23 protein-coding genes are annotated in these 25,896 nt (G+C 64.4%); 16 read left to right on the plus strand and 7 right to left on the minus strand.

Annotation, left to right across the window (positions count from 1 at the left end; translation table 11 throughout):
- Positions 1-8 precede the first annotated feature (8 nt).
- Genes BLV07_RS17080 through BLV07_RS17135 form a run of 12 tightly spaced genes read left to right on the plus strand, consistent with a single transcriptional unit; the run spans position 9 to position 10,826 of the window.
- Positions 9-446 carry an SRPBCC family protein gene (locus tag BLV07_RS17080; protein WP_091887616.1) on the plus strand — a complete coding sequence of 146 codons (438 nt, stop codon included), beginning with the start codon at positions 9-11 and terminating at the stop codon, positions 444-446.
- Between the two features lie 2 nt (positions 447-448).
- Positions 449-892: an SRPBCC family protein gene (locus BLV07_RS17085; RefSeq protein ID WP_091887618.1), complete on the plus strand. Its 444-nt coding sequence runs from the start codon at positions 449-451 to the stop codon at positions 890-892.
- 2 nt (positions 893-894) lie between these two features.
- Positions 895-1,713, plus strand: a complete 819-nt coding sequence (locus BLV07_RS17090) for an FAD binding domain-containing protein (protein ID WP_091887620.1) — start codon at positions 895-897, stop codon at positions 1,711-1,713.
- Positions 1,714-1,725: 12 nt separating this feature from the next.
- Positions 1,726-2,202, plus strand: coding sequence for a (2Fe-2S)-binding protein (locus BLV07_RS17095; RefSeq protein WP_091887622.1), 477 nt, complete (start codon positions 1,726-1,728; stop codon positions 2,200-2,202).
- A gap of 9 nt (positions 2,203-2,211) precedes the next feature.
- The gene (locus BLV07_RS17100) at positions 2,212-3,804 is read left to right on the plus strand and encodes a xanthine dehydrogenase family protein molybdopterin-binding subunit (protein ID WP_091887624.1); all 1,593 of its coding nucleotides are present in this window, start codon (positions 2,212-2,214) and stop codon (positions 3,802-3,804) included.
- Positions 3,804-4,826, plus strand: coding sequence for a xanthine dehydrogenase family protein molybdopterin-binding subunit (locus BLV07_RS17105; RefSeq protein WP_091887626.1), 1,023 nt, complete (start codon positions 3,804-3,806; stop codon positions 4,824-4,826). The genes BLV07_RS17100 and BLV07_RS17105 overlap by 1 nt, the downstream gene beginning before the upstream one ends.
- A 10-nt stretch (positions 4,827-4,836) precedes the next feature.
- Positions 4,837-5,718, plus strand: coding sequence for an AAA family ATPase (locus BLV07_RS17110; protein WP_091887628.1), 882 nt, complete (start codon positions 4,837-4,839; stop codon positions 5,716-5,718).
- Positions 5,715-6,836 (plus strand): vWA domain-containing protein, encoded by a 1,122-nt coding sequence (locus BLV07_RS17115; RefSeq protein WP_091887630.1) that lies wholly within the window; start codon positions 5,715-5,717, stop codon positions 6,834-6,836. The genes BLV07_RS17110 and BLV07_RS17115 overlap by 4 nt, the downstream gene beginning before the upstream one ends.
- Complete coding sequence (locus BLV07_RS17120) at positions 6,833-7,717, plus strand: amidohydrolase family protein (protein WP_091887632.1); 885 nt, start codon at positions 6,833-6,835, stop codon at positions 7,715-7,717. The genes BLV07_RS17115 and BLV07_RS17120 overlap by 4 nt, the downstream gene beginning before the upstream one ends.
- Before the next feature lie 30 nt (positions 7,718-7,747).
- Complete coding sequence (locus tag BLV07_RS17125; RefSeq protein WP_091887634.1) at positions 7,748-8,596, plus strand: MBL fold metallo-hydrolase; 849 nt, start codon at positions 7,748-7,750, stop codon at positions 8,594-8,596.
- A 22-nt stretch (positions 8,597-8,618) separates the two neighbouring features.
- On the plus strand, positions 8,619-10,193 hold the full coding sequence (locus BLV07_RS17130; protein ID WP_091887636.1) for an isochorismatase family protein: 1,575 nt from the start codon (positions 8,619-8,621) through the stop codon (positions 10,191-10,193).
- A 6-nt stretch (positions 10,194-10,199) separates the two neighbouring features.
- On the plus strand, positions 10,200-10,826 hold the full coding sequence (locus tag BLV07_RS17135) for an FMN-dependent NADH-azoreductase (RefSeq protein ID WP_091887638.1): 627 nt from the start codon (positions 10,200-10,202) through the stop codon (positions 10,824-10,826).
- Between the two features lie 37 nt (positions 10,827-10,863).
- Here the strand turns inward: BLV07_RS17135 and BLV07_RS17140 are convergent, their stop codons facing one another.
- Together BLV07_RS17140 and BLV07_RS17145 are read right to left on the minus strand one after the other, a co-directional pair.
- Positions 10,864-11,889: a glycoside hydrolase family 5 protein gene (locus BLV07_RS17140; RefSeq protein WP_091887640.1), complete on the minus strand. Its 1,026-nt coding sequence runs from the start codon at positions 11,887-11,889 to the stop codon at positions 10,864-10,866.
- Positions 11,886-13,196, minus strand: a complete 1,311-nt coding sequence (locus tag BLV07_RS17145) for an O-antigen ligase family protein (protein WP_091887642.1) — start codon at positions 13,194-13,196, stop codon at positions 11,886-11,888. The genes BLV07_RS17140 and BLV07_RS17145 overlap by 4 nt, the downstream gene beginning before the upstream one ends.
- A 228-nt stretch (positions 13,197-13,424) precedes the next feature.
- Between BLV07_RS17145 and BLV07_RS17150 the strand changes: the two genes are divergently transcribed.
- Positions 13,425-14,561: a GNAT family N-acetyltransferase gene (locus BLV07_RS17150; protein ID WP_091887644.1), complete on the plus strand. Its 1,137-nt coding sequence runs from the start codon at positions 13,425-13,427 to the stop codon at positions 14,559-14,561.
- 29 nt (positions 14,562-14,590) lie between these two features.
- On the opposite strand, the gene BLV07_RS17155 is transcribed toward BLV07_RS17150, so the two are convergent.
- Positions 14,591-15,814: an FAD-dependent oxidoreductase gene (locus BLV07_RS17155; RefSeq protein WP_091887646.1), complete on the minus strand. Its 1,224-nt coding sequence runs from the start codon at positions 15,812-15,814 to the stop codon at positions 14,591-14,593.
- Between the two features lie 75 nt (positions 15,815-15,889).
- Positions 15,890-16,195 carry a hypothetical protein gene (locus BLV07_RS17160; protein WP_091887647.1) on the minus strand — a complete coding sequence of 102 codons (306 nt, stop codon included), beginning with the start codon at positions 16,193-16,195 and terminating at the stop codon, positions 15,890-15,892.
- A gap of 83 nt (positions 16,196-16,278) precedes the next feature.
- Here BLV07_RS17160 and BLV07_RS17165 point away from each other — a divergent pair, with 83 nt between their 5' ends.
- The gene (locus BLV07_RS17165) at positions 16,279-17,625 is read left to right on the plus strand and encodes a lipopolysaccharide biosynthesis protein (RefSeq protein ID WP_091887649.1); all 1,347 of its coding nucleotides are present in this window, start codon (positions 16,279-16,281) and stop codon (positions 17,623-17,625) included.
- 53 nt (positions 17,626-17,678) lie between these two features.
- On the opposite strand, the gene BLV07_RS17170 is transcribed toward BLV07_RS17165, so the two are convergent.
- Entirely contained in the window at positions 17,679-19,772 is a 2,094-nt protein-coding gene (locus BLV07_RS17170; protein ID WP_091887651.1) for a GumC family protein, read from the minus strand.
- Positions 19,773-20,056: 284 nt separating this feature from the next.
- Here BLV07_RS17170 and BLV07_RS17175 point away from each other — a divergent pair, with 284 nt between their 5' ends.
- The gene (locus BLV07_RS17175) at positions 20,057-21,232 is read left to right on the plus strand and encodes a glycosyltransferase family 4 protein (RefSeq protein ID WP_091887653.1); all 1,176 of its coding nucleotides are present in this window, start codon (positions 20,057-20,059) and stop codon (positions 21,230-21,232) included.
- Between the two features lie 29 nt (positions 21,233-21,261).
- Entirely contained in the window at positions 21,262-22,797 is a 1,536-nt protein-coding gene (locus BLV07_RS17180) for a glucosamine inositolphosphorylceramide transferase family protein (RefSeq protein WP_091887655.1), read from the plus strand.
- Here the strand turns inward: BLV07_RS17180 and mdlC are convergent.
- Together mdlC and BLV07_RS17190 are read right to left on the minus strand one after the other, a co-directional pair.
- The gene (gene mdlC / locus BLV07_RS17185) at positions 22,794-24,401 is read right to left on the minus strand and encodes a benzoylformate decarboxylase (RefSeq protein ID WP_091887657.1); all 1,608 of its coding nucleotides are present in this window, start codon (positions 24,399-24,401) and stop codon (positions 22,794-22,796) included. The two genes, BLV07_RS17180 and mdlC, sit on opposite strands and share 4 nt — an antisense overlap.
- Positions 24,402-24,437: 36 nt before the next feature.
- Positions 24,438-25,886 carry an aldehyde dehydrogenase gene (locus tag BLV07_RS17190; protein ID WP_091887659.1) on the minus strand — a complete coding sequence of 483 codons (1,449 nt, stop codon included), beginning with the start codon at positions 25,884-25,886 and terminating at the stop codon, positions 24,438-24,440.
- Between the last annotated feature and the right edge of the window lie 10 nt (positions 25,887-25,896).

Below are 25,896 nucleotides of genomic sequence, written 5' to 3' on the forward strand. Positions count from 1 at the left end.
TCCGAACCATGGCCCGCGTCTACGTCTCAACCGTCGTCAACGCCCGCAACGACCGCGTCTGGGCGCGGGTGCGCGATTTCAACGGTCTGCCGAACTGGCATCCGGCCATCGCCGAAAGCCGGATCGAGGCCGGCGAGCCCGCCGACAAGATCGGCTGCGTCAGAGATTTCCGCCTGCGCAATGGCGACCGCATCCGCGAGAAGCTCCTGGGCCTCTCCGATTACGACATGTTCTGCACCTACTCGATCCTGGAATCCCCGATGGGTGTCGAGAACTACGTCGCGACCCTGCGGCTGACGCCCGTCACCGACGGCGACCAGACTTTTGTGGAATGGACCGCCGAGTTCGACTGCGCGCCGGAGCGCGAGACCGAGCTCGTCAGCAACATCGGCGGCGGCGTGTTCCAGGGCGGCTTCGACGCCTTGAAGCGCGTGTTCGGAGGCTAGCCGTGCCGCATATCGTCAAAAGCACGATCCTGAGCGCACCGACTGATGCGGTGTGGAGCGTGCTGCGCGACTTCAACGGGCACGACCGCTGGCATCCGGCGGTTGCGACCTCCTCGATCGAACGCGCTCAGGCTTCCGACAAGATCGGCTGCGTCAGGCGCTTCAAGCTCAAAGACGGCTCCGAGCTGCGCGAACAGTTGCTGGCGCTGTCCGACCTCGAACAGACCTTCAGTTATTGCCTGCTCGATACTCCGATCCCGATCTTCAATTACGTCGCCCATGTCCGCCTGCTGCCGGTGACTGATGGCGACCGCACTTTCTGGCATTGGGAATCGCGCTTCACCACGAAGCCCGAGGACAAGGACCGCATCACCCACATGGTCGCGGAAGACATCTACCAGGCGGGATTCGAGGCGATCCGCCGCCATCTGAAGGAGGCCGCCTAGCAATGGCTGTGACCGTAAAGACCTTTGCCAGCGCCGGCGAAGCGGCCGGGGCAATATCCTCGGATCGCAGCGCGCGCTACCTCGGCGGCGGCACGCTGGTGATGCGGGCGCTCAACGAGGGCGACGTCTCGATCTCGACCATTGTCCGCGCCAGCGACCAGGCGCTGACCCGGATCGATGCGTCCGGACCACGCATCACGCTCGGCGCCGGCGTCACGTTCGCGAGAATTCTCGGCGAGCGCGATCTTGCTTTCTTGCACGCGCCCGCCCGTTCGATCGGAAGCCCTGCCGTGCGCAACATGGGCACCGTCGGCGGCAATCTGTTCGCGCCAAACCCCTACGGCGATTTCACCGTGGCGCTGCTGGCGCTCGACGCCACGGTCGCCGTGCAAGGCGGCTTCGGCGCCCGCGACATCGCGATCGAGGAGTTCCTGCAATCGCGCGAGCGGCAATCCGGCGCCTTAGTGCTCTCGGTCTCCTGCACCCGGCCGGCCAGCGCTGAGGCCTTTCGCTACCGCAAGGTGGCCCGCATCAAGCCGAAAGGCGGCTCGGTCATCACGCTGGCCGCACACCTGCCGGTCAGCGGCGGGCGCATTGCCGGTGCTCGCATTGCGCTCGGTTCGATGGCGCCGACCCAGATCCGCGCCAAGGCTGCGGAGCGTGCCCTCGAAGGACGCACGCTCGATGCCACGAACATCAATGCAGCCGCCTCTGTCGCAGTCGAGGGAACATCGCCCGCCGACAACGCGCTCGGCAGCGCCTGGTATCGCCGCCAGATCGTCGGCGTCCATCTCCGCCGTTTGCTGTCCGGCCAGGAATAGACTGGGATCACCATGTCCAAGACGCCTCTGCAATTTCGTCACAACGGCCGCGACGTCGCCATCTTCGTCGATGGCGGCACCAACCTGCTGGTCGCCCTACGCGAGCTGATCGGCGACATGACCCCGAAATTCGGTTGCGGCCAGGGCGGCTGCGGCACCTGCAGCGTACTGATCGACGGAGAAATCCACCTCTCCTGTCTGACGCTCGCCGAGACCGTCGCCGGCCGCTCCGTCGAAACGCTGGACGGCCTCAAGCAGGGCCCGAACCTGCACCCGCTCCAGCGCGCCTTTGCCGACAATTTTGCCGCTCAATGCGGCTATTGCACGCCGGGCATGCTGATGGCCGCAAAGGCGCTGCTCGACCGCAATCCCTCCCCGAGCCGGGCCGACGTGATCGAGGCGATCTCCGGCAACATCTGCCGCTGCACCGGCTACGAGCCGATCATTAATGCCATCCTCGCCGCCGCGGGCGGCCGGGCCAGCGCCTGAGGTCAGACCATGCTGGAACTACGCAAGGACATCTTCGCCGACGAGCGCGACGACAATCTCAAGGAGATCGGCAAGGGCACGCAGCGCCAGGACATGCTCGGCCACATCACGGGCACGTCGAGCTATTTTGGCGATCATAAGCTCCAGGGCATGCTGCACCTCAAGGTCGTTCGCTCGACCCAGGCCCATGCAAGGCTGCGCCGCATCGATACCACGGACGCAGAACGCTCGGCCGGCGTGCGCCGGATCATTCGCGGCACTGACGTGCCGGTCAATCTCAACACGCTGCTGAGCCTGATCAATTTCGGCAAGGACGACGAGCCGTCGCTGGCCGTCGACAAGGTCCGCTACAAGGGCGAGCCGATCCTCGCCATCGTCGCCGACAGCGAGCGGGAGGCTTTCGAGGCCATCGCAAAGGTCAGGATCGACTACGAGCCGCTGCCGACCGTGTTCGACGTCGAGGATGCGCTGAAGCCGGGCGCACCCGTCGTCAACGAGACCTATCCGAAGAACGCCTTCATCTATCACGACGTCTACGATCACCAGCGCCTGCGGTTCGGCGATGCCGATGCGGCGCTCGCGAGCGCCGACCACGTGCTCGAACAGCGCTACCAGATGTCGCCGATCGAGCACGCGCCGACCGAGACCAATGGCGCGATTGCGGCGCCCGACACCAACGGCCGCTACGTCGTCTACACCTCGACCCAGGCGCTGTTCTTCTCGGTCGATACCTGCGCCAAGATTTTGGACGTGCGGTCCAACACCTTCCACTTCATCGGCGGCACCGTCGGCGGCGGCTTCGGCGGCAAGGTGGATACCTTGACCGAGCCGCTCGCCATTCTCGGCGCGATGCTGACCGGGCGGCCCGTCCGCTACGTGTTCGGGCGCGAGGAAGAGATGCAATACGGCCCGCCGCGCGGCGCCGAGCGCATCTACATCAAGGATGGGGTGATGCGCGACGGCCGCATCGTGGCGCGCAAGATCCGTGCCTATTTCGACAGCGGTGCCTACACGCGGCTCTCCAGCTACGCCGCGGTGAAATGCGCCGCGCATCTGCCAGGTCCCTACACCATCCCGAACGTTTATGGCGACGTCTACTGCGTCTTCACTAACCGCACGCCGGCGACTGCTATGCGGGGCTTCGGCGTCACCGCGATGGACTTCGCCATCGAGTGCCAGATGGACAAGCTCGCAAACCTCGTCGGCATGGACCCGATGGAGTTCCGGATTCTGAACGCCTATCGCGACGGCGACATGAAGGCACATCGGCGCGAGGCCAAAAACACGGCGCTGATCGAATGCGTTCAGGTCGCCGCCGAAAAGGCCAAGTGGCCGATCCGTGACGAGTTCAGGCGCGCCTCCTCCCGCAAGGATGGCGGCGGCAGCCGCGCCGCGATCCCGCCGACGCCGACGGAGCCGCGCGCGCGGCCCGCCGCGCCCGCGCAGCAGCGCACGACCTATGACCGCGCGCCCGTGACCGCGACAAGAGAGCCGCCGCGCGAACCACCTCCGCCAGCACCGCCACCTCCTCCGCCGCGCCCGGCGTCACCGTCGCACGGCGCCACCCGCTTCTCCTCCGTCTTCGGTACCAGGAGGCGCTAATGACCAGGCATCGCGGGCGCGGCATGGCATCGATCAACTATCCCATCGGCATGAATCTCGGCGGCGATCCCAGCCAGGCGCTGGTTCATTCCAATCCTAGCGGCAAGTTCACGGTGGCCTTGTCGTCGATCGATCTCGGCCAGGGCATGAAATCGGTGACGCGGCAGATCTGCGCCGAGACGCTCGGCGTACCCGTCGAGGACGTCTATGTCGACACGGCGGACTCCGACACCGGGCCGCATTGCATGGGCTCGTTCGCCTCGCGCGGCACCCATCGCGTCGGCAACGCCGTGATGGCCGCCGCCCGCGAAGCGCGCGGCGTGATGATGGAGGCGGCGGCCGAGGAGTTGGAAGTCAATGCGGCCGACCTCGAGACTGACGGGCGCGGCAACATCCACGTCAAAGGCGCGCCGCATCGCTCGATCTCGACCAAGGATGTCGCGATCGCCGCGCAGTTCAAGCAGGGCAAGACCATTTCGGGTCGCGGCATCTTCCTGGTCCCGCTGTCCGACGTCGACCCCGAAACCGGAGAGATGTCACCGGCAACGTGTTATGCCCATGCCTGCCTCGTCGCCGAAGTCGAGGTCGACGACGAGACCGGCGAGGTCGCGATGGTCCGGATGGACTCCGCCTACGAGCTCGGCCGTGCGCTCAACCCGCGGCTCGTCGAGCAGCAGCTGGTCGGCGGCGCCTGGATGGGCGTCAGCCACGCGCTCTACGAGACGCCGGAGCCTTACTATCCCGACCCCGCTCACGGCCCGCGCGACTTCGTCGAATATCTCATGCCAGGCCCCGGCGATATCTGCCCGCACGATATCGCGGTGCTGGAACGCCCTGCTCCCGATGGTCCCTTCGGCGCCAAGGGCCCCGGCGAGATGTGCGCCAACCCGGTGCTGCCGGCCGTGGCGAATGCGATCTTCAACGCAGTCGGCGTGCGCATCGACGATCTGCCGATCACGCCCGAGAAGGTGCTGCGCGCGATCAAGGCCCAGGGCGGCGCACGGCCGCAGGCGCGGCGCTAGAGGTATCGTCGTGGCGGTTCGCAGCAACATCGTCGGCATCGACAGCCCGGAGGCACTGGAGAAGGCGCTGCGCGCGGCCTATTACCTTGCCGACGAGGGCCTTGCCACAGCCGCCTATCTCGGGCTCGCGCTAGGCAAGCCGCTGCTGCTCGAGGGTGCGCCGGGCGTCGGCAAGACAGAGGCTGCAAAGGCCATCGCTGCCGTGCTCGGCCGCCGCCTCATCCGCCTGCAATGCTACGAGGGCATCGACGCCTCTGCCGCGCTCTACGAGTGGAACTACCCGCGTCAGATGCTGGCGATCCGCCAGGCCGGCGACGAGAGCATCGACATCTACGGCGAGACATTCCTGATCGAGCGGCCGATGCTGGCGGCGCTCCGCGCGCCCGATTCCACCGTACTGCTGATCGACGAAATCGACCGCGCCGACCAGGAGTTCGAGGCCTTCCTGCTCGAATTCCTCTCCGACTTTCAGATCTCGATTCCCGAGCGCGGCACGGTGCGCGCGGCGGAGCGCCCCGTGGTCGTGCTGACATCGAACCGGACCCGCGATCTGCATGAAGCCCTGCGCCGCCGCTGCGTCTATCACTGGATCCACTATCCGACCGCGGAGCGCGAAGCACGCATCATCATGATGCGCGCCTCGAGCGTTGCCGAGGCCACGGCGCGCGCCGTCGTTGCAGCCGTCGAAAGGCTGCGGCGCGAGCCGCTCAGCAAAGCCCCCGGGATCGCGGAAGCCGTGGACTGGGCCGAGGCCGCGACGCTACTTCACAAAGGCGGCGCGCGCTGGCCGGATGCGTTCAAGCGCTCGATCGGCGTCGCGCTGAAGGACGAGGAAGACCTGCATTTCATCTCGCCGCGGCTCGACGCTATGCTCGCGGAGGCGACCGCATGAGCACCGAGCCGCAGCTCCCGCGCGCCGCCCGCGTCTTCGTCGCCTTCGTCCCGCTGCTGCGCGCGAACGGCTTTGCCGTAGCGCCGGAGCAGACCGCGACGTTCCTGGCAGCTATCGAGCTGCTCGGCCCTGATAGCATCGAGGATATCCGACAAGCTGCACTGGCGACGCTGGCTCCGCCGCCCGAACGTCGTGCCACCTTCGACCGGCTGTTCGACCTGCACTTCCGCGGCAGCGAGACGATTGTGCGCGATGACGAGGGCGAGGACGATGAGACAGTCCGGCTCCAGGAAGAGGGCCGCGGCGACGAGGAGCCCCTGCTCTCCGATGAGGCGAGCGAATCCGGCCTCACCGCGACCCGGACCGAGGCCCTGGTCGAGCGCCGTTTTGGGGTGAGTTCGACCACGGACGCGTTACGCCGCCTGGCGCGCGAAGCACCACGACGTCTACCGCGACGACGTGGTCACCGGCGCATGCGCGCCCGCCGCGGACCGTTTGCCGACCTTCGCCGCACGTTGCGCGATACTGTCCGTAGCGACGGCGAGATCCTGCGGCTCGGTCACCTCAAGCGGCGGCAGCGCCCACGCAAAATACTACTGCTGATCGACGTCTCCGGCTCGATGAAGAGCCGCACCGAAGAGAACATGAAGCTCGCGCATGCGCTGGTGCAGGCGGCGCCCAATGTCGAGGTCTTCACCTTCGGCACGCGGCTGACGCGCGTCACCCGTCCGTTGCGGCTGAAGCGTCGCGAGCAGGCGTTGAACGCGGCCGCCCACCTCGTCAGCGATTGGGACGGCGGCACCCGCATCGGCGACGCACTGCAAGCCTTCCTCGCCGTGCCACGGTTCGGCGGCTATGCGCGCGGCGCCGCCGTAGTGATCGTCTCCGACGGGCTCGAGCGCGGCGAAGGTGACGCACTTCGCGACGCCGTCGCTAAATTGTCGCGGCGGGCCTGGCGCCTGAGCTGGCTGACGCCGCTTGCCACGAGCCCGGCCTTCAGCCCGCAGACGGAAGCGCTCATGGCCATCGAGCGCTTCGTCGATGACCTCGTCGATGGCGGTTCGAGCGCGTCGATCGTCGCGCACATTCTGGCATTGGGACGAAGGAGAGCGGCGTGACCGAAATTATCGACGGCCATCATCACATCTGGCGGCAGGCCGACCTGCCCTGGCTGACTGGCCCCATGCAACCGCGCATCTTCGGTCCCTATGAACCGATCCGGCGCGACTATCCGATCCAGGAATATCTCGACGACCTCAAGGGCAGCAACGTCACCCGCTCGGTCTATGTTCAGACCAACTGGGCCAACGACCGCTTCGAGGACGAGGCCGCCTGGGTGCAGCAGACCGCCGACGACCACGGCCGGCCGCATGCGATCGTCGCCTATGCCAATTTTGCCGTCGAGGACGTCCGTCCCCAGCTCGATCGCCTCAAGCGCTATCCGCTCGTGCGCGGCGTCCGCATGCAGCTGCATTGGCACGAGAACCCGCTCTACCGCTTTGCGGCCCGCCCCGATCTCTGCGCCGATCCATTGATCCGTCGCAACATCGCGCATCTCGCCGACTATGGCTGGAGCTTTGATTTGCAGGTGTTCACGCCCCAGATGCCGGAGGCAGCGGAGCTGGCCAAAGCTTGTCCGGAGGTAACCTTCATCCTTCAGCATGCCGGCATGTTGGAGGATCTCTCGCCGGCAGGCCGCGCCGCCTGGCGCGCCGGCGTGGCGCGCCTTGCGACCTGCCCGAACGTGGTCTCAAAGCTCTCCGGCCTCGGCACCTTCATCCATCGCAACGATCCCGCGCACATCGCCGCCGTGCTCGCCGATACCGTTGCGATCTTCGGCGCCGAGCGCTGCCTGTTCGGCTCCAATTTCCCGATCGAGAAATTGTGGACCAGCTATCGCGAGCTCGTCGACGCGTTTCGCGCGGCGGCCGCGCCGTTGAGCCCGGCGCAGCAGGACGCGATCTTCAGGACCACCGCGGCGCGCGTTTATCGGCTTTGACAGACAAGAAACAGATGAGGGAGGCAACGAATGGCGCTGGAGATCAAGATCCTGGACTATGGCGACATCGAGCTGGAATCCAGCTTCCTGGTGCTCGGCCGCGATTGCGGCCGCACCCGCCGCGTCCTCACCCTGGGCTTCCTGATCCTCGGCGGTCCCTATCCGGTCGTGGTCGACACCGGCTATCGCTCCAACCAGATCATGGAAACGCTGGGCATGCGCGGCCTGCAATATCATGAAAACATGATCGAGAACCAGCTTGCCCGCCACGGCGTGCGCATGGGCGACGTCCGCTTCGTCTGCCACACCCACCTGCATATCGACCATGCCGGCAAGGACGATCTGTTTCCAATGAACACGACCGTCGTCCTCAACCGCAGGGAGCTTGAATATTCCGTCTCCGGCCTGATGCATCCGCAATATCCGGCACCCGACATCAAGCACCTGATCGACCGCTTGCACACCAAGAGCGCGCTGCGCTTTCTGGATCTCGAAGTCACCGGCCCGATCGAGTTGATGCCTGGCGTCTATTGCGATGCCGCCAACGCCCACACCGAGGGCTCCATGAACATCATCGTTCACACCGCCGACGGCATCGCCACCATTTGTGGCGACGTGATCTACGACTTCAACGACCAGATCGTCACGCCCTTCAACGAGATCCATGATTGGGAGCCGCGCACCACCGGCAACCACGGCACCAGTAAGCGTGCGGAGAAGGCGGCGATCAAGAAGCTGCTCAGCAATTCGCGTTATCTGCTGCCGGTGCACGATCGCCCCGCCAAGATCGAAGGCGGCAATGTCGTCGGACGGCTGCACGACCAGGTCCCCGGCCCGATCGTGCAGTCCTTGCCAGCACGCAACTGGTTCCCGGCTTGACGTGACCTGAGGATATCGACCGATGACGCACGTCACCTTGCGCTCCGAATTCGAAACCCTGATCGACCCGTACGCGCCCGTCGCGCAAGTCGGCACCGGCTTCGACTTCACGGAAGGACCGGTCTGGCATCCGATCGATCATTACCTGCTGTTCTCGGATATGCCGGGCGACGTGCGACGGCGCTGGGATGCGCGGCGTGGTGTCGTGGAGGTCAAGCGTCCCGCGAACAAATGCAACGGCATGACCTACGATGCCGAGCTCAACCTCATCGTCTGCGAGCATGCGACGTCGTCGCTGGTCCGCGAGCGGCCGGACGGGCGGCGGGAGGTGCTGGCTTCGCACTTTGGGGGACAGGAGCTCAATAGCCCGAACGACGTCTGCGTCCACTCCTCCGGCGCGATCTATTTCTCCGATCCCTGGTATGGCCGCATGCCGGTCTATGGCGTCGAACGGCCACGCCAGCTCGGCTTTCAGGGCGTCTATCGCGTCGTGCCCGGCGGCGAGTCGAAGCTCGTCGTCGACCGTAATCTGTTCGATCAGCCGAACGGACTGTGCTTCTCGCCGGACGAGAAGCTGCTCTATGTCAACGACACCGTGCAGGCGCTGATCCGCGTCTTTGACGTCGACAGTGACGGCTCACTGTCGAACGCGCGCGTGTTCGCGAGCGGCATCCGCTCCGAGCTCGAGCCGGGCGTGCCCGACGGCATGAAATGCGACCAGCACGGCAATGTCTGGGTCACCGCGCCCGGCGGCGTCTGGGTCTATTCGTCGCGCGGCGAGCTGCTCGGCAAGGTCCGCGTGCCCGAGCTCGTCGCCAACCTCGCCTGGGGCGGTCCAGACTTCCGCACCCTGTATCTGACCTCGACCCATTCGGTCTATGCGATCCCGACCAAGGTCGGCCCGCGGCATGAGCCCTATATGAGCGGCCGGCGAAGCGGCGGCGGCGTGACGCCAAGCTCCGCGCCAGCGGCACCCATCCTCGCCGAGGGCGAGATGCGGCTCGATCCCCAGCGTTGCGCGATGATCATCCAGGATCTCCAGAACGACGTCATCATGGACGGCGGCGCCTTCGCCGAGTCCGGCGCCCCCGGGCATGCGCGCCAGCAGCACGTGGTGGACAACGTCCGCCGCCTCGCCGAGGCCGCGCGTGCCCGCGGCGTCGCCATCATCCACGTCTGGTTCATCGTCGAACCCGGCGCGCCCGGCGTCACGCTGAATGCGCCATTGTTCGAAGGCCTCGTCGACAGCAAGGCGATGGTGCGCGGAAGCTGGGGGGCGGCGCCAGTGTCCGGCCTCGAGCCGCGGCCCGGCGACTTCGTCGTCGAGAAGATGCGCATGAGCGCGTGGGAGGGCACGCGGCTGGAGACGATCCTGAAAGCGACGGGGCGCGACATGATCATCAATACCGGTGCCTGGACCAATATGTCGGTCGAACACACCGCGCGCACCGGCGCCGACAAGGGCTATTTCATGATCGTGCCCGAGGATTGCTGCTCGACCATGAACGCCGACTGGCACAACGCCTCGATCAACTTTGCCATGCAGAACGTCGCGGTCGTGACCAGGGCGGATACGGTCATCAGGGCGCTGGGATGACGCGCGGTGCCGAAGCTCCTGCACCTCTCCTGCTCGCCCCGCCCCGACTCGGAATCGAGTGCCGGCGCGCTAGTCTTCATTGAGCACTTTCGTCAGGCCCATCCCGATTGGGACATCGACGTCATGGATCTCTGGCGCGAGCGGATGCCTGAGTTCGCTGGCCCCATCCTCGAAGCCAAATACGCGCGCATGAACGGCCATCGCTTCAGCGATCCTCAACGCGACAGTTTTGCCGATGCCGAGCGCATGGCGCTGCGCTTTTCACTCGCCGATCGCGTGTTGATCTCAACGCCGATGTGGAATTTCGGCATCCCCTACAAGCTGAAGCAGTTCATCGATATCATCGTCCAGCCCGGGCTCACCTTTCGTTTCGATCCGTCGCAGGGATATGTCCCGCTGCTGAAGGATCGGCCGACACTGGTGATCCTCGCCAGCGGCAGCGATTTTTCTACCGGCATGAACCGCGGCCGCATCGACATGGCGACGCCCTACTTGCGGGAAATCCTGCGCTTCATTGGCATCAACGATGTCCGTGTCGTCGCGATCGGGCCGACCATCGGGCCGCGGCAATCGATTGAAGCTGCCCGAGAACGGGCGTTTAAGCGCCTCGGCGCCCTGGCTGCGCATTTCTGACGCTGATGCATGACGCGTGGGAACCGGGACCGGCGCTTCAATGCGGCGGCGGGATCAAGGCGCGCAGGATGCCCGGCTTCCACGCCTGACGCGCGCTATCGAAGGCCGCAAAATCATGGTCGAATTGCCAATAGGCCCATGACCAGCCAAGCCTGTCGGCGCTTCTCGCCATGAAGGAGAGGTATCGCAAACGACTGTCGGACGGAGCGCGCTCGTACACCCCGAATTCGCCGAGATAGATGGGGCGCTTCTCTCTCTCCGCCCAGAGACTCATCTTCCTGAAATCGGCGGCGGCTTTTGCTTCGTCATCCGGAGTGCCCCAATCCAGGGGACCGATTTTCGAGAAAGTTGCAGACCACGGTGCACCCTGGTGCGTGAATCGTATGGGCGCGTAGTAGTGAAACGTGACAATGAGCTTCCTGTCCTCGGCCGGCAGAGCCAGCTCGTCGACAGGGATATCATCCGTGTTGAGAACGGCGGCAATGACCGGCCGCTCGGGGTTGGTGCGGCGGATGATGCCGAGACACTCGTTGAGCAGTGAATTCCAATTGGTGGACGTCATGTGTCCACCAGGCTCATTCAGAACCTCGAAGACGAGCGTGGGGTACTTCCCGGCATAGCGCTCGGATATCTGCCTCCAGAACGACGTGAGCTTCTCAGTGCATCCGGCAACGTCGCTTTGGCAAATGTGCGTGTCGTGCTCGTCGACGACAGGAATGAGGCCCCTCGCAAGGACCGCCTCGATGACGGCATCAAGCCGCCTCAGCACGATCTCATCCATGACGTTCTCCGGGCTCATGAACTTGAAGCCGAAGAAATTGATCCTGACGTGCGAGAACCCGGCCTTCTTGATCGTCGTCAAATTGTCCAGACGGAACGGCGCGTTCTGGCCGCCTTCCCAGATTCCATCGTAGCCGAGAATATTGATGCCGCGCCCGAGTCTCGGCAGGTCGCGGGAATTGGCCCGCTCGGCTCCGTGGACCGCGGAGAAGAGCGATGCAGCGAAGAGCGCCGTTGCTGCCAGCATGACGCTCCCCGGCCGCCGAGCGCGCATGACGGTCATCTTGCGTCCATTTGCAAGGACCGGAAGTCGGCCTGTGGCATCGGCCTGCAGGTCGCAAAGAAGAATGAGACGAGCAGCACCGACGTGAACATCGTCGAACGGAGGAATGTCGTCTCCGTAAAATTGGTCTGAAAGCTGAGCACGACAAATCCGATGATGAGAGCGCAGTGCGAACGATCGATGGATCTGGTCGAAATCAGATCGAGAATCTTGTTCGAGAACAGAACAACGCTCGCAGCGAAAAGCATGTATCCCAGAAACCCTGTTTCCATCAGGATCGCGATGTAGCCGCTGTGATAATTGTCCAGCACCCAGCCGTGGTTCTGTTCGAAATAATCGTAGATCGACGGGACCGTCCAAAAACCGTTGATCCCGAAGCCGAGCAGCGGCGCATCGTCGAAATGGCTGATGGCGTAGTGCCAGATGAACGTTCGCTCGGTGAAATCGATGGTCGCATCGCCGACATGGATGGCGTCATAGCCCGTCACGTAAAAATAGAGAAACAGGATCCCGGCCAGGATGCACATGACGAACGGCAGGACCGCATAGACCCTCATGCAGCCGACCGACCACATCGAGGTCACGAGCAGTGCACAGGCCGCCAGGGCAACAGCACCGGCACCGCGCGATTCCGACGCGAGGACGCAGGTTGAGGCCAGCAGAAACACGACGAGGAACGTCGGCCACCCCTGCCCCTTCATCTTAAGATAACAGGCAAAAAACATCAGATACGCGCCGACGAAGCCGAGCGTCTGCTTCGATTCATAGACGCCCTGCCATTGACCGCTGTGCATCCAGGTTTGGTCTATCCCGATATCGGGCACAGCAAGCGCACAGAAGGCCGATGCGGCGACCAATATGAACAGGCCAAGGGCCGTGGCCTTCACGATCTCGTCCATCTCGAGGCGCGTGATGAGACAGAATGCGCCGAAGGTCGTCATGGCAAGCGCCGCGCTCTTCATGAGCGCTGCCGCGCTCAGGCTCGACCAGAACACGGAGATGACGGCGAAGGTGTAGAATGCGAGCAGCGCGATCAAATCTGGATTGAACTGCAAGCGCAGGCGCGGGCGCACGAATGCACTTGCGTAGATGAGGACACCCCACATCAGGAGCGCCACAGCCTGTTGCACAAAGCTCAGTTCCGGCGGCAGGAGCGCGGCGTTGAAGATGCCCATTGATGCGACCACGTTGATGGTGATCGAGCAACTGATTGCAATTCTGGCGATCTTCTCAACGCCAATACTGCGCGTCTCCCAGAACGCGCTCTCGAGTGCCCCGGAATCCACCTCGGTCTGCAGGCTGGCCATGAACCGACCTTCCTTAAGCGCGGTTAATAATTTGCTAGCGCGGGTCGATCTCCGGCGCTTCCAGCCCACACGATTCCGGCGTTTAAGAATTTGGTAACGATAAGAGACCCGGCACGGCACATTAATGCAAATCTCACCCCGCCGGTGTCTCGCCCGTAACGACCCTGCTATAAAGCGCGGATCGAGCTCGATCGAATTTCACGAATTATCTGGTTTCCTTGGTTCCGCATGAACAGATCCAGCAGCACGTTCGATATCGCCATCGAGCAGGCGTTCGACTTTCTCTCTCCGGAATACGCAGAGCTGTTCGACAATTCCGCCGCCACCGCGTTCCAGCATCCAGTCTGGCTGCACAGCCTCTACACCAGGCTGGCGTCTCATGCGGGGGCAACCCCTCTGATTGTCGTGGTCCGTCACCGCACGACGCGTGCCCTTGCGATGGTGCTGCCCCTGCTGCGGATCCGGCGTGGTCCGATACGGACAGTGGAATTCGCCGACCTCCGCGTCTCCGACTATTTGGCGCCGGTTTGCAGCCCGACAGTATTCTCCCAACTGCTCGCGGACGAGAGCGCATGCGCGGAGCTTCCAGGCCTCCTCCACCCGTTCGACCTGCTCCGCATGACCAAGCTTCCCGACGGACGGCTTCCGATCGAGAACCTGCTGGCTGCACCCCGCCGCGTCTCGATGGACACGAATGCCTACGCGACCGTCCTCATCGCGCCGTTCGAGCAGTGGCGGGCCAGTGCGATGGATCGCTCTTATCAGAAGGAGCTCGCGAAGAAGTATCGTCAGCTGCAGAAGAAGGGCGCATTGAGCTTCTCGTGCTGCAACGAGGCCGCTTCCACCATCAACGCGCTGGAGGTGATGCGGAAATTTCGCGGCCCCCGATTTCAGTCACAAGGCGACGGCGACCTGCTCCAGCGCCCCGAATATTTCGACTTCTATTCCGAGGTGGCGCTTCGCGGCCTAGGCTCCTTTGTGCGGCTTTATGCCATGAAGATGGACGGCGACGTGATCGCCGCCGTGCTGGGATTGTGCCATCACGACACCTTCCACGTCATCATGAGCGCCTTCGACATTGCCGGATACAAGAGCCAGTCCCTGGGTGCGCTGATGTTCGAGCAAGTGGCGAGGGATTGCATCGAGCGCGGGGACCAGATGCTCGACTTCACCATAGGTGACGAGCCGTACAAGAAACTGTTCGGCGGGCAGCCATCGCCGATGTGGGCGGTCACGCAGGCCGGCAGCACCGCAGGCGCCGTCGCGTTGTTCGCGCTGAAGCAGGCTCCCTGGCTCAAACTGGCCGCCAAGCGCATGTCGGAGTTCAGGCTCCTGCCGACCCGCACCTCAACGCCAACACGCTGACGAGCGCGAGGCGCCGACGGCCGCAGCACTCACGCACGAAGTGCGCTGCGGACATGCGCGAGCCAGCCTGGCCGCATTTGATCGACCCGATGGGTGATACTGCGCCGCAGGAAGTGCAGCCGCCGCCGTAGATCCCAGCCGATATCGTCGCGCGAGGTCAGGGCCTGGCGGAATCGCGCCATCTTCAGTGACTGCTGGTCTGCCGCGACCTTGTCGCGATCGGCGTAGAATTCGGAGATCTTCTCTCGGCTCATGCCGGGAGTCATGAGCCACCGCGGCGCATATTCGGTGCAAAGACGCTCGACGTCCACCAGCAGGCGCGCAACGCCGGTGCCGGCGGCAGGACAGTTGGTCTGGAACGCATCACCGATGAGCACGACACCGGGCTGAAGGTGCCCCTCGACGACGGAGAGGTCCATCACCCAGTTCCGTATCCCGTCGACCACGCGAAAATCGCCGAGATAGGTCTGCAATCCCGGCAGCAGGCGCAGAACCGTCGCTTCCGTCTCGCGACGCAGATCGCGCATGATCGGATCGGCCGGGTCGCGGAACATGAAGAGGTTCGCTCTCATACCCGCACGCACCGGAAACAGGCTGAGGTAGTCGACGCCATCAGCGGTGCGTTCGCCGTAACAGGTCAGCGCCTTGAAATCGAACGGCGCGCCATCACGGCGGGCGATCGTGAAGCCGAACGAGACCGAGTGACCCGCGGCCAGCACGCGCCGCCTGATACCGAGTTTGTAACCGAGAACTCCTGCCATGCCCGTGGCCAGAACGATGAGGCGCGCAGTGACGCGCCGTCCGGAGGCAAGCTCGAGATGCTGGACGTCGTCGCTACAGCTGATCGCAGTGACCTCGTCGACGATCAGACTGGATGGATCAGGTAACTGGCTGCGCGCCATGGCGACGAGATCGGCATAGGGAAGTCCATACGCCTGACCGACGCTGACATCGACCACCTTGCCTTCCCTGATGTTGAGCACGCGATCGTATGGACAGGCGGCGCTTTCGAGACCACGGATGAAGCCCAGCCTGCGGAACGCCTCCAGCTGCTGGCCTCCGATTTTCTCGACCCGGAATTCGTCCGGATAGACCGCGCGCTTGTCGATCAGCGCAACGCGATGCCCCGCCCGCGCAAGAACGGCTGCCGCCAGCGATCCCGCAAGGCCGCCGCCGACGATCGCGACGTCCGTCGCGTTCATGGCGCTCCCGGTAGCGGCAACCGGCTCGCTCACGGTTCTGTCCGTCGTCATATCCAGGCTCCCACGGTTAACGTGGCTCCATCTGCAATTTTCTCGCCTGATGTCGCATCGCAGGGCCAAACGCGATCATTTCCGCAGATCGAGGTTAATGAAGGGAGGACTGATCTGGAGCTGCGATGTCCCGGCACGAGCTTTGCTCAGGAGACTCTGCAAAGTCCGCGTTTTGGGCAGATCGGCGGCCATTCCGGCAAGCCATTCCGCATTCGAACGGCTGATCGTGCTGTCTTCGGCCGTCGATGCGGCCCTATGCCGCCATTCGGCCGAGCCTGGCTTTGCTCTATGTGGGACAATGGAGACGGCGATGTACCACCGTGAAGCAACTGACCTGGCCGCGACGTCGTCGCGGCCGGCAATATCATCGAGGCCGCTCATTAACACTCGCGGTTTTTCGGCATGCTAGGCTGGTGCCTGTATCGGCACGTAGCTCTTTTGGGGAGAGTTGCTCCTTAACGTTCATGATCGAATCCATCATCCAGTTCATGCGGCGCGACGTGACGCGCGGTGTCGTCGGAACCATCCTTCTCAAGGTTGGTAGCGGCGCACTTGCGTTTGCATTGTTCTCGCTTGCGGCACGAACGATGTCGCCCGATGGCTTCGGCATCTTTGCGACCTGGCTTTCAGTCGCCCAGATCGCATCGGTCGTGGGCCTGGTCGGCCAGGAATCGCTCCTCGTACGCTTCCTGAACGAGTATCAGGTGGGAAATCGGCCCGACCTCACCAAGGGCGTGCTGCTGTCGAGCCTGAAGCTTTCCTCCGTCGCCATGCTGGTTGTGATCGGTGCAATCGCGATCGCGGCGAACGTGAAGGGCGACTGGTGGCTGCTGATCCTCGCCGTGTCCGCCTACACCGCCGTGAATGCGGGGGTGATGCTCGGCAGCCAGGTTGCGCGCTCGCTGGTCAGCATCCTCATGGGGGAAGGAAACAGAGAGTTCTTCTGGCGGGTCGGCGTCGTCCTGTTTCTGCTCGCAATCATGTTCGGCCATCGCCAGCTCGACCCCGCCGAATTGTTCGCCGTAATGACGATCGCCATGTCGGTTGGCCTGACCGCGCAGGTCGTTTCGATCGCGCGAGCTCTGCCGGATCTCCGCAGCACGGCCGCACGGTCCGAAACGGGCCGCTGGAGATCGAGCGCGCTTCATTTCTGGATCGCCTCCGTCCTCGAAGCCGCAAACCAGTATTTCGACGTCATTCTGGTTTACTGGATGTTGGATCCCGCGACCGCCGGCATCTACTTCGCCGCCTCGCGCCTTGCCAACATCTTCGCCATGCTCTCGGCCGCGCTGTACAGTTTCGGTGCGCGCCGGCTTCCTTCGCTGCACTTCAGCAAGAACCTACAGGAATTCGAGCGGACGTTGCAGCTGATGGCGGAAGTGACCGCGCTTTGCGTGGTCAGCGGGCTCTTCCTGATCTGGATTGGCGGCCCCCATCTTCTCAACCTGTTCGGATCCCACTTCGCCGCGCAACACTCGGTCCTGATCGTGCTCGCGATCGGAACGGCGTTTCAGGCAGCGGGCGGTCCCTCTGCGGCGATATTGCAGCTCACCGGCCACGAGCGGATCTATGTCCCCGTCGTTGCGGCGAACGTGGCGTTGCGGCTGGTCGGATTTCTCGTGCTGATTCCCTGGCTCGGCGTGCTTGGCGCAGCGATCTCGGCCACCGTGTCGCTGGCGCTTGCGACCATCGCGCTCAACGTCCTCTGTCGCAGGCGAACCGGAGTTGATCCTTCAATTCTCGTGCTCTTGCGCTTCGGTGGATCGAAACGCGGCACCTATGCAGTCCGCGGCGCCGACGCGGGCGACTAGGCTCCGGTTCAACCGCGGCAGGCACGGCTCGGCCGCGCGGCGCCGAACGACCGTCAACCAGCCAGGCCGAGCGCTTCACCCCGATGTTGAGCCGACGACGGGTCTGCCGGCACACGATTGACGACGATCCCGGTCGGCACGCCGCCAAAGCGAGAGAGCGCGGCCGTCACCCTGCGCATTGCGGCTGAATCGATTGCGTCTTCGCGGGCAACCAGGATGACGAGATCAGCATGGGCGGCCAGCGCCGCCGCCTCCGGCTGCAAGGCCAGAGAGGTGGCATGGACGACGATCAGATCGAACTCTGAACGAATATCGTCTGCAGGCGACGACTGAGGCCCCTTGCTGACGTTCAGAAGCTCGTCGATGCTGCGAAAATCCGCCGTGGTCGCGCCATCCGCCGGCGCCTTGGCGAGGCTGGCCCCGGCACCACCAAGATCCGGCTCGACGCGGATCAGAACGCTCAACTTTCCACTCTTCAGCGCCCACCGATTCAGCGACCGCGCGACGGTGTTGCCGCCGGCCCGTTTCCCCACCGACATCACGAGCGCGACCTTGCCCCGGCCTCCCGGCATTTTCTCCAGCATGTCGAGCAGCGGACGCAGATGCGGACCGAGATCGAGCTCGCTCGTTGCAGACACCGGGCCTTGCCAGATGTTTCTCGGGACCTCGCCAGGGGGCAGGTCGGGAACGCGGACCCACACGGGCGGACGTGACCACGCCCCGGGCTGGCGCGGAGCCGGATCGGCGGCGCGAACGTCCGGAACGGATTTGTCCGATCTGCGTCCCGTTGCGGCAACGACCGCCGTCGATGTCAGCAGCGAACCGATCGCGAGCGCAGCGAGCAGCAAAGACAGCGGCGGAAGGGTCGAGCGAAGCGGCGGAATGGCGGGCGAGGCGACCTTGGTCTGAGAACTCTGCAACAGGCGCTGTTCATTCGTCGTCTTGGACCGCGAGAGGAACTGCTCGTAGATGTTTCTGTTGGCCTCAGCGTCGCGCTGCAACTCCTGGAGCCGGACCAGGGCCTGCCCGTCGACCAGAAGCTGCGATTCAGCCGCCTTCATCTGGCCTTCCAGAGCCTTCTGCTGATCGCGCTGGGCCTCATATTCCGACTTCGCGGTGTCGATGCCCTTGGTCCGCTCAATCTCGATCTGCCTGTTCAGATCGTTCAGCTGGCCGTACGACATCACGAGGTCGGGATGGCGATCGCCGAGCACCGCCCGCTTCTGCGCGATTTGATCATTGAGGGCCGATCGCTGGGCGCGCAACGCGCTTAGGAGATCCTGCTTTACGGGGCCCTCGATCTTCGCCTTCACGTCGCGCTGCGCCTGCTCGTAACGGGCTTTGGCCTCCTCGGTCCGCGCGCGCGCAGCAGCCACCTGCTGCGACAGCTCGGTCACCCGCAATTGCTGGGTCGTGGCGTCCTTGCCGGCGTTGACGATCCTATGCTCGAGCTTGAATGTGGCAACGGCGTCCTCCGACGCCTTCAACCGGTCGCTCAATGTCTTGAGCCGGCTGCCGAGCCAGTCGGCAGCCTCGTCGGTCGCCTCGGTGCGAATGCGGCTCTGTCTGGCGACGAACGCCTCGGCAATGGCGTTGGCATAGTAGGCAGCCCGCTCCGGCCGGTTCGAGGTGAAGCGGATGGCGATGACATAGGTCAGCCCGCGACGGGAAATGTCGAGACGGTTGCGGAAGCGTTCGAGCAGGCGCGCGGGGGCGGTGTAGCCGCCGGAAATGTCTTCGTCATCGCGGATCTTGAGCTGCTCGATCAGCGGCTCGAGAAAGCCGTCGGACTTCGCCACTTCGACCAGGCTTTGCAGCGCGGCGCTATCCTGCCCTATGCCCGGCAGAACGTCCTGCTCCGTGGTCACGCGCTGCTCGCGGGGGTCGACCACGACCAGTGCGGTCGCTGCGAACCGGACCGGAAGCACCAGGAGAACGACGGCGCCAAGCGCGAAGATCGCGAGCGCGAGCGTCAAGATCCGCCGAGCGTTTTCGCGAAGGAAGGAGAGCGCACCGGCGGCAGTGAACACACCGCCAAAGCGTGCAGCGGTTCCGGCAGCCTCAGCGCTCGACGGATTCCGGCTCCACGACGCGGCAACGCCGGTCGATCCGGATCTTGTCGGGTCTGCGCGGCGACCGAACGTCATGGACTCTACTCGGATTCAACTGGCGAACACTGTTCAGTGGCCCGCTCCACCGTAAATATCTATGGTTAATCCGCGGTTACCCGACCCTCGCGCGACCATGACCAATTGGTTAACGCGGTCGCTTCACTTCCTTTGGAAACTGCCAGAATTCTCTCGCGAAGGATGCCGTTCCGGCAGGCTGCGCATTAACTCCGTTTATTGCTAGTCGGTGTCCGCGCGATGCTCGCATGGTAGGTACGGGATCAAGAAGGTGAAAACTTCGTTTCTTCAGTGGGTCGGGATCCGTGCTCCATTACCAGCCAAACAAGGAGTTGGGCGAGACGACTGCGACAGCACTCACGCCGTCCAACGGCAACGGACGGAAGCTGCACGTCCTTCTCGTCCAGACCCAGGCCGAAAACGCCGGCGCGCAGGAGATCTCCAGGCTGCTCGGTGCCGGCCTTACTGCGCGCGGCTATCGCGTCACCAATCTGTTTTTCTTCCGCAAGTCGGATTCGTTCGACGAGCCGCCCGATACGTTCTACTGCGCCTCGAGCCGGCCGGGAAATCCGCTGGCACTGCTGCGAATGCTGAGGACGCTCGGCCGCCATATCAGGACCAGCAAGCCCGACGCCGTTCTGACCTTTCAGCATTTTGGCAACGTGATCGGAGCCGGCGTGTCGCGCCTCGTCTGCCGCGCGCCCGTCATCGCCAATCAGGTTTCGTCAGCGCTGTCGATGAGCCGGCCCGTCCGCACGGCCGACATCGTCATGGGCAGCCTCGGCTTCTTCGACCGCATCACGCTCAATTCGAAGGACATGCAGCGCGAATATTCGCGCTACCCCGCGGCGTATCGGTCACGCATGGTGCATGTCCCACACGGCTTCGACGACAAGGCCCTCACCTTGTCGAAGGACGCGGCACGAGCGACATTCAACCTGCCGCCGGATCGCATCCTGCTCGGCTGCGCCGCGAGGCTGCACCCGCACAAGCGGCTTGATGCGGCGATACGCTTGTTGCCGGATCAACCATCCTGGCACCTTGCACTGGCCGGACAGGGAGCTGATGAGTCCCGGCTGAGGCAGCTGGCCGACGAATTGAAGGTATCGGACAGGCTGTATCTGCTCGGCGAAATCCCGCCGCGCCGGATGGCGGACTTCCTCGCCTGTCTGGACGTGTTCGTATTCCCGACACAGGCCGAAACCTTCGGTCTGGCCGCGGTCGAGGCTGCAAACGCAGGTGTTCCCTCCGTAGTCACCGATCTTCCCGTGTTGCGCGAGGTGCTGTCCTTTGAGGGAAAACCGACCGCACTCTTCGTAGACGCATCCGATCATGCGAAGCTGTCGGCAGCCGTTTCGACAATTCTGACGAATCAAACCCTGAGCGACGAACTGCGACAAAACGCCAAAGGTCTGCGGCTGCGTTATTCGGTAGATGCCATGGTGGAGGAATACGTTCGGCTTCTCAGCCAAGTCATTTGACGGGGCACGCTGGAATAGATGGGCTCGACATGATCATCGAGTTTCGCTGTGAACGTGAGCATGCGCGGCGGTGGATGGACCGCGAGACGCTGTCGATCGACGGCCGGGACGTGCCGCTTCAAATCGCCTGGACCGCAACGACGGAGTCGCGCCCCACAGGTCTCGACGCGCTATTCGAACTCGAACGCATGGTGTTGCACAGGGGCCAACACAGCGGCGCCGGCAAGCTGAAGATCATTCCGGAACGGGCGCAGGCTCGCGCCGATGCGGCCGACGTGATCGTCGATTTTACGGGCGCTGCGCGCGACCCCAACTGCGCTGCCCGGCTGTATCTGCGCCCTCTCTTCAACCGCGCCGCAGGCGAAAATGCGGCTCTCGCCGCCATTCTCGCCGGCGACCTGCCCGTGATCGAGATCGTCAACGAGGTCGACAATACAGTGCTCGATCGCGGCCACCCCTCCGGAGAGATCGCGGCCGGCCTGAGCGGCGCGCTCGAAACGGTGATGGCGCGAACCCTGACCATGGTGGCGGCAATCCTGTCGGAACGCCCGCGCATCGTGCCGCAGCTAGCACGCCCCGCCGGAGACCGCATCGGCCGGCAGCCGGCGGCGTACGTTGTGCGCGGCCTCGCCGTATCGATCGCCAAGGAGATCTATCGGCTCTGCTGCTATGCCCCGCATTGGCATATCGGATGGCGCTTCAATGACGGCGCAGGCGTCTTGCAGACCGGAAATCTATCGGGACCAGGCTGGAATGTTCTTGCCGATCCCGGCCATCGCTTCTACGCCGATCCGTTTCCCATCACGTGGCAGGGACGGACATTCGTCTTCTTCGAAGATCTCGATCACCGGATTGGAAAGGGGATCATTTCCGCGATCGAGTTCAACGATGCGGGCCCGGTGGGAGACGTCGTGCCGGTGCTAGAGGAGCCCTGGCACCTCTCCTACCCGTTTCTGATCGAGAACGATGGCGCGTTGTGGATGATCCCGGAGAGCTCGGTCCACGGCGACGTTGCGCTCTACAAATGCGTTCGTTTTCCGGACAAATGGGAGCGGCACGCGACGCTGCTTTCCGGCCTCGAACTCGCCGATGTCACGATCACGCAGCACGACGGCTTGCACTATCTGTTTGGGGCCTGGCGCGACGGAACGGGCGGCTATTCGGATTCGCTGGCGATCTACTACGCAGACCGCCTCTTTGGCCCGTGGTTGCCCCATGCCAGCAATCCGGTCCTGATCGATCGTGCGAGCACGCGACCGGCGGGGAATTTCGTCACCATCGATGACAAATTGTGGCGCCCGATCCAGGATTGTGCCGACGGTTACGGCGCAGCGCTCGCGCTAGCGGAAATCGTCGAACTGTCGCCGACGACATTCAAGCAGATCGTCCGCCATTCGCTCAAGCCCGGGCCGGCATGGCCCGGCCGAAAGTTGCACACGCTGAACCGCTTCGGCCGCCTCGAGGTGATCGACGGATCGCGCGTTCAACCCAAGACCCGTGCCTTCGCGAGCAAATTCCCATCCGCTACTTTGTCTCCGCGAACCAATCCCTCCACCGCCTGCTAGCGCGAATGATTGAACAGGTCCGTCGTGGCCTCGTCGACTGCGATCTCGACCAGCGCGGGGCCACTCAACGCCAACGCTTCCGCCAAGATGCGGTCGACATCGCCGGCATCTGTCACGCGCCACCCCACGCAACCCATTCCCTTGGCGAGCGCCACGAAGTCGAGCCCGGGCAAGTCGATTCCGGGCGGGCGATGCGCCTGCATGAGCCGGCTGAAAGCGCGCATCGCGCCATAGCCTGAATTGTTCATGATCACGAAGGTGATCGGCAGACCACGTTGCGCTGCAGTCCAGATCGCCTGGACGCAGTACATCGCCGATCCGTCGCCGATCAGCGCGACGATGCGACGACCAGGCCGCGCCAGTGCCACGCCGATGGAGGCCGGCAGGCTGTAACCGAGTCCACCGCTCGCCATCGTGTAGAAACTGTCCGCGCCGCGCATGGGCAGGAATTGCTGGATGGCCGGACGATGCGACGGCGCCTCCTCCACCACGATCGCATCGCGCGGCATCAGCGCCGACAACCGGCTCAGCGCATAGGCCGGAGGAATTGGATTCTGCGCTGCAGGCGCGGCGGGCCGCGGCCGCGCCGCCGGCAGTTCGCGCCCCGCGATGTCGGGCAGCGCCGCCCGAAGCGCGGCGAGCGCCTTGGGGAGCGTGCTGATGATGGTGTCGCCGACGGCCGCAGACGCCGCTTCGGTCGGATCGTCGGTGATCTGCCATACCGGCGTTCCATCATCGAGCAAATCGCATTGTCCCTCGACATGGAAGGTGAACACGGGCGCGCCGACCACGACGATCAGATCAGCGCCGCGCAAGGCGCGGGCGAGCCCTCCCGGCGCGGCCGGAAGGAAGCCTGCGAATTGCGGATGCAATTCCGGAAAGCTCGAACGGCTGGACATTGGGCTCGCCCAAACGGCCGCCCTTGCCTGCTCGGCCACCGCGACCATCGCTTCGACACAGCCGCTGCGATCGATGTCGGGACCGACAACGAAGGCAGGTCTTTTCGCAGCTCCAATCGCGGCGCCGAGCCGGACGATCGCCGCTGGATCGGGCGCAAATTCTGTGGCGATGTGGCGGACCGGCGGAGCGACTGCGGGCCGGGCCCAATCATCCGACGGCACCGACACGAAGGTCGGGCCGCGCGGATGCTGCATGGCCGTGAGAAAGGCCTGCGCAATCGCCGCGGGAACATCCTCAGGCCGCGCGGGCTCCGCGCTCCATTTCACATAAGGCTTTGGAAACTGCTCGGCATCCTCGGCGAACAGATAGGGCCGCATCCTGAGCAGGCTGCGCGCCTGCTGCCCCGATGTCACGACCATCGGCGTCTTGTTGCGAAACGCCGTGAAGAGATTGCCGAGCGCGTGACCGAGCCCGGCCGCCGAATGCAGATTGACGAAGGCCGGCCGTCCCGTGGCCTGCGCATAGCCATCAGCCATCCCGACCACGCAGCCTTCCTGCAAGCCCAGCACGTAGTCGATGTCGTCGGGCCAGTCGCCCAGGAAGCAAAGCTCGGTCGAGCCCGGATTGCCGAAGACGCGATCGACGCCAAAGGAGCGAAGCACACCAAGGGTTGCCTCCCGAACCGTCAGGACTTTTGAGTTCATAGGCAGATTTCCTTGGGTGCTTCGCTTAGAGCGCAATCAGAACGGATAATGCTGAGGCTGCGTCTCGATGGTGATCCAGCGCAGGTCGGTGAACTCGGCGATGCCGGCCTGGCCGCCGAAGCGGCCGTAGCCCGATCCCTTCACGCCGCCGAACGGCATCTGCGCCTCGTCATGCACGGTCGGGCCGTTGACATGGCAGATGCCGCTTTCGATGCGCTGCGCCACGGTCAGCGCACGTGCGACGTCGCGGCCGAACACCGCGGCCGAGAGGCCGTACTCGGTGTCGTTGGCAAGCCGGACGGCGTTATCCACGCCGCGCGCGCGGATCACCGAGACGACGGGGCCAAAGCTCTCTTCGGTGTAGATGCGCATGCCGGGCACGACACGGTCGAGCACCGTCGCTGGGACGACCGTGGCGGCACGCTCGCCGCCCGCGAGCTTGACGGCGCCCTTGGCGATGGCGTCGTCGATCAGCGCCATGACGTGCTTGGCCGGCGCTTCGTCGATCATCGAGCCAACGACAACCGGGCCGGAGCGCGGATCGCCGGCCGGAAGCGAACTCGCCTTCTTTGCGAGCTTCTCGACAAAGGACGCAGCCACCGCCTCGTCGACGATCACGCGCTCGGTCGACATGCAGACCTGGCCCTGGTTGATGAAGGCACCGAACGCCACGGCAGCGACGGCGGCATCGAGATCGGCATCGTCGAGCACGACCAAAGGCGCCTTGCCGCCAAGCTCGAGAAGCACCGGCTTGAGATGCCTGCCGGCGAGTTCGGCAATGACGCGGCCGACGCGGGTCGATCCGGTGAAGTTGATCCGCCGCACGGCAGGATTGGCGATGAGACGTTCGACCACGGCTGGCGCATCGGCCGGAGCATTGGTCACGACGTTCACGACACCGGGCGGGAAGCCTGCATCCCTGAACACCTCGCCCACCAGCCGGTGCGTTCCCGGGCAGATCTCGGACGCCTTGAGGACGACCGTGTTGCCGCACGCCAGCGGCGTCGCCACGGCCCGGACGCCGAGAATGATCGGCGCATTCCACGGCGCGATGCCGAGGCACACGCCGGCCGGCTGGCGAACTGACATGGCGATGCATCCCGGCTTGTCGGACGGAATCACCTCGCCCGCGATCTGCGTGGTCAACGATGCCGCTTCACGCAGCATGCCGCTCGCGAGCTTGACGTTGAAAGCCGACCAGACCTCCGTCGTGCCGATCTCAGCCATCATGATCTTGATGAAGGCGTCGCGCTTGGCGTCGAGCGCGTCGGCCGCCTTCAGCAGCAGAGCCCGCCTCGCGTTGGGGCCGAGCGCCGACCATGCGGCTAGCGCGCTGGAGGCCGCCGCCACGGCGGCGTCGGCATCCGAAGTCGTCGCGGCGGCGGCGCGGCTTGCGACCTCCTGCGACAGCGGATTGCGCCGCTCGAACACCTTGCCGTTCGAAGCGGCATGATCCTGCCCATCGATGAGAAGACTGACGTCCATGAGAACCTCC

This window comes from Bradyrhizobium sp. Rc2d (genome assembly GCF_900099855.1).
In the GTDB taxonomy this organism is placed as follows: Bacteria; Pseudomonadota; Alphaproteobacteria; order Rhizobiales; family Xanthobacteraceae; genus Bradyrhizobium.